Raw genomic sequence first — 3,682 nt, 5'->3', positions numbered from 1 at the left:
TGGAGGGGGGGAGGGGACCCCTTCTAGAGAAGGGGTCCCCTCCCCCCTCCAATTTTCCACAACAACTTACTTCCCGAACGTCACGCGCATGTCGCTGTCGACGAACACGTCCGCCTGCATGTTCTTGCCGACGGCCTGCGCCGCGGCGGTGGCAAGCTGAGGGAGGATTTCGTAGGTATTGCCCTTTGACCCGCCGCTCGTCACCACAACGCGCCAAAGCACGGCCCCGCTCGGGACGCCCTGCGACGCGGAGGCCAACAGCGGAGGCGCATAGGGCGGCTCCTGATCGGGATCCGCTCCCGTCGCCTTCAACGGGGCGGCATAGGGGGGCTTGCCGAGGGCTTCCCCTTCAAGCGCAATCGGCGGCGCATACGGCCCCTTGGAAGGATCGCCGTCCGGCTTCGCCGCAGGCGCGGGCTTGGAGGCGATGCCCGAAGGCTTCGCGGCGGGAAGCAATGCCTCCAGCGTGGCCTTGGGCAAAGCGTCGGCACGCAAGGCTTCCACGACCAATACGCGGGAATAAATGGCCTGAATGCTTGGCTCGGGTACATAGAATGCCTGCCGTGCATACCCGAACGGCCCCCTGTGCCACGGGGAAGAACCAAAACCGATCCCTGTACCGAAACTCAGGCCCGGCCGATAAAAAGGATCGACCCGTTCCGTGATGTACTGCGGCCCGTCGGTTATCCACCAGATCCGCACCAGCACGTCGGCTTCGGCGGCTTGATCGGGATTGGAAAGCCACTTCCAATTATACAGCGAAAGCGCCGTGGCAAGCGGCACCGACACAGTCTGGAGCCCGGAAAGCGTTTCCGGAGCGGAAGCGGAAAGCGCAGGCCCCGGCACAGCCGCCCACGAGAGCTTCGTAGGCACCGGGGTCGCTTCCGCATTGGCCTGAATCGTAGCCGCGACCCTGTATCCGCAACCGGAAGTCACCACGGAAACAAGGCTCAAAATAAGCCATAGGGCAAGAATCCCTGAACGCTTCATGTTCGCCTCCCTGACCCGTTCCGGAAACGGCGCGTTTCCGGCGGGCGCTCCTGCTCGACGGCAGGAAGGAGATCATACGAGAAAGCGCAACAGCCCGCAATTGTTCCTGACCGGTGCGCCCCCGGAGCCGAACACGGAAAGATTCAACGTGACAAACGCTCGGGGAGAAGCTTCCAGTACCACGAGCCCACTTCCGTTTGGGGATCATCCCACTCTTCCGACGTCTCAAAAAACTCCAAGAGGCGTCGTTCTTCCCCCTCCTCGGGCAGCTCGGGAAAAGCCAACCGTTTCGCACGGAAAATCAAAGCCAAATCCTCCAGCAGATTCATCCAGTGGCTCTCGTCATCATGCGGAAGGGTTGCCAATTCGTTGAAAAAATGCTTAGCAAACGTCATGTCCTCGGTTATGCAGGAATCGAGCGTGTCGGCCAATTCGCAAACACGGCGCAACCCTCCGAGAACCAAAGCTCCCGTTCGGGCCTGTTCCACAGGCAAGTCCAAAAGCCGGTCACGAGCAGCCTTGATGGCCGGTACCTTGTGTCGAAACATCATTACCTCCGGAGTTACTATATGATAATGAATATAGAAAGTTTTAACATTAGTAAAAATGTTCTATATAAGCTTATAAATAAAATCAATCCTGCCCGATTCCGGGCGATTGCGGGAGGGCTGGCCCTGTTGTCCATCCTCGCGCTGCCCGGCTGTTCGCTGCTGGAGCCGGAAAAGATGCCCCCCAAGCCCGCCAACCCCACGGGGGTGTCGGGCAAGCATGACCCGCAGGCCGAGCAGCTTTTCGCAAAAGCACATGTCCTTTGGAAAGGCGAGACGTGTACCGACCCGGAAAAAGCGCTGGAATACCTTGACGAAGCACTGAAAATCGAGCCCGATTACCCACAGGCGCTGATCCGCCGCGGGCTGGCCCTGAGCCAGCTCGGGTACGCCGACGACGCCTTCGATGATCTGACGAAAGCCATCCGGATCGAACCTTCCGCGGAGGCGTATCTCTCGCGGGGGATCTGCCTGCTCCAGCAGGGGAACACCGCCGGGGCCCGCAAGGATCTGGAAGAAGCCTTGCGCCGCGACGACAGATCGTATCGCGTGTGGAACATCCTCGGAGCGGTTTCCCTCAAAGAGGGCAAGGAGCAAGAGGCCTGCGAGGCCTTCGAAAAGGCCTGCTCCTCCGGCGATTGCGCGGGCATTGAAGCCGCCCGCCGCGAAAAAATCTGCAAATAGCCGCCGACTCCCGGCACGGCCGTGTTTTTCCGCTGTTTTCCTTGCGTAAACGGAGCGGCTTTACCTCCGCTGTCAAAGTCGGTAGAGAAAACGGGAAAACGCAGCCGCCGAAGGGGTACTCCGCCCCACGGGCCGCATCACCGAGGTACTGGCATGTTGACGAACCGTTCCCACAGCCCGCTGTATCTTCCCCTGCTGATTGCCGTTTGCGGGATTCTCTTTTCCGTCTGGAACGCATTGGATGCGGCGTCCGTGCCCTGTGTTTCGGCCGGGTGCACGCTCTATCAGAACTTTTCCATCAACGGCTATTCCCTGTGGTGGGGCGGTGTGGGGATCTTCTCCCTTCTGGGGCTACTGGCCCTTACCGGCCGCGCCGTGCTCGGGCGCTGGCTGGCCGGGCTCGCCGTCCTGCTGGACTGCGTGCTGCTCGGGATCATGATCCTGACGCTTCCCTGCGTCGCCTGCATGGTGGCCGCGCTGCTCCTCGCGCTCTCGTACATCACATTCCGCGCCGCCACGCTTGCGGATACCCACCGCAGCGCCCTGCACCACGCTTCCCCCCTGCTTGTCCTCTGGGGTGCCCTCTTCCTCCTGACCCTTGGGGGGCTCGCCCGGAGCGAAGTCGGCCCGTGGGCGATTCAGGCCCCCGAAATGGAAGACGAAACCACCGCCCGTGTTTTCTTCTCCCCCTCGTGCAGCGCCTGCCGCCAGCTGGTGATGGGCATGTCCGAAGCCGACGCCCGCAAGATCATCTGGTGCCCGGTTGCGGAAGAGGAAAAGGATCTCGCCATCATCCTGAACCTCAAAAAACGCATTGAGATGGGTACGCCGCTGACCCGCTCCTTCCTGCCGTCTTTGGAGACGGAACCCATGACGTTCTGGGATCTGTTCAGCCTCGAAGTGTTGACGACCCAGTTCCGGCTCTGGTGCAACGATGCGCGGGTCATCAGCTCCAGCGAGGGCCGTTTGCCGCTGGTGGAATTCATGGGCATCCCTTCGGCACTCGTCAAAGCGAAGTCACCGGCCTCCCCCGCGGCACGCCCCACAGCCCCGTCCGCGCCTTCCGAGCCCATGTTCGGCGGCCAGTCGGTCTTGCCCGGGCAAACCGCGCCGCAGGATCACGGCCTCCCCTTCGATATGGGGAACTCCGGCAGTTGTGGCGGCCCCAACGCCGTACCCTGCCCCTGATGCCCGAAGGGACATTTCAAGAAAGCTATCTCTCCCCACGTATAGAAAAGCGATTATTTCCCCTTAAAAGCCAAACGGAAACGGTTCCGCGCCCGGTTTGTACCGGATGCGGAACCGTTTCCGTTTGGCTCGGTGATTCCATTCCACGGTTGGAAAGAAACAACCTTTGAATTCCGTGGCCTCTCCCCAAAACCCGTTTCAGGGAACGCCGCGAACAGGGATTCGATAAACGTAAAAATCTTTGAAGAGAAGGGGGTGGGGTTTGGGGAGGG

4 protein-coding genes are annotated in these 3,682 nt (G+C 60.9%); 2 read left to right on the top strand and 2 right to left on the bottom strand.

Translation table 11 applies throughout. The annotated features are described in order from the left end of the window. Positions 1-66: 66 nt before the first annotated feature. On the bottom strand, positions 67-990 hold the full coding sequence (locus HMPREF0178_RS08905; RefSeq protein ID WP_009380268.1) for a hypothetical protein: 924 nt from the start codon (positions 988-990) through the stop codon (positions 67-69). A 143-nt stretch (positions 991-1,133) separates the two neighbouring features. Beyond that, positions 1,134-1,538 (bottom strand): hypothetical protein, encoded by a 405-nt coding sequence (locus tag HMPREF0178_RS08900; RefSeq protein WP_009380266.1) that lies wholly within the window; start codon positions 1,536-1,538, stop codon positions 1,134-1,136. A gap of 129 nt (positions 1,539-1,667) precedes the next feature. Here HMPREF0178_RS08900 and HMPREF0178_RS08895 point away from each other — a divergent pair, with 129 nt between their 5' ends. Then, positions 1,668-2,222 (top strand): tetratricopeptide repeat protein, encoded by a 555-nt coding sequence (locus HMPREF0178_RS08895; RefSeq protein ID WP_232281245.1) that lies wholly within the window; start codon positions 1,668-1,670, stop codon positions 2,220-2,222. Between the two features lie 153 nt (positions 2,223-2,375). Further along, the gene (locus HMPREF0178_RS08890; RefSeq protein WP_005028202.1) at positions 2,376-3,410 is read left to right on the top strand and encodes a hypothetical protein; all 1,035 of its coding nucleotides are present in this window, start codon (positions 2,376-2,378) and stop codon (positions 3,408-3,410) included. The last annotated feature ends 272 nt before the right edge of the window (positions 3,411-3,682 follow it).

This window comes from Bilophila sp. 4_1_30 (genome assembly GCF_000224655.1).
In the GTDB taxonomy this organism is placed as follows: domain Bacteria; phylum Desulfobacterota; class Desulfovibrionia; order Desulfovibrionales; family Desulfovibrionaceae; genus Bilophila; species Bilophila wadsworthia.
Note: the sequence above shows the minus strand (reverse complement) of the source record. Positions and strands in the feature narration are given on the sequence as shown.

Bases quoted from the DNA above. Each gene is read 5' to 3' on its own strand.
- HMPREF0178_RS08900 (WP_009380266.1), bottom strand. From the start codon at position 1,538: ATGTTTCGACACAAGGTACCGGCCATCAAGGCTGCTCGTGACCGGCTT.
- HMPREF0178_RS08905 (WP_009380268.1), bottom strand. From the start codon at position 990: ATGAAGCGTTCAGGGATTCTTGCCCTATGGCTTATTTTGAGCCTTGTT.
- HMPREF0178_RS08890 (WP_005028202.1), top strand. From the start codon at position 2,376: ATGTTGACGAACCGTTCCCACAGCCCGCTGTATCTTCCCCTGCTGATT.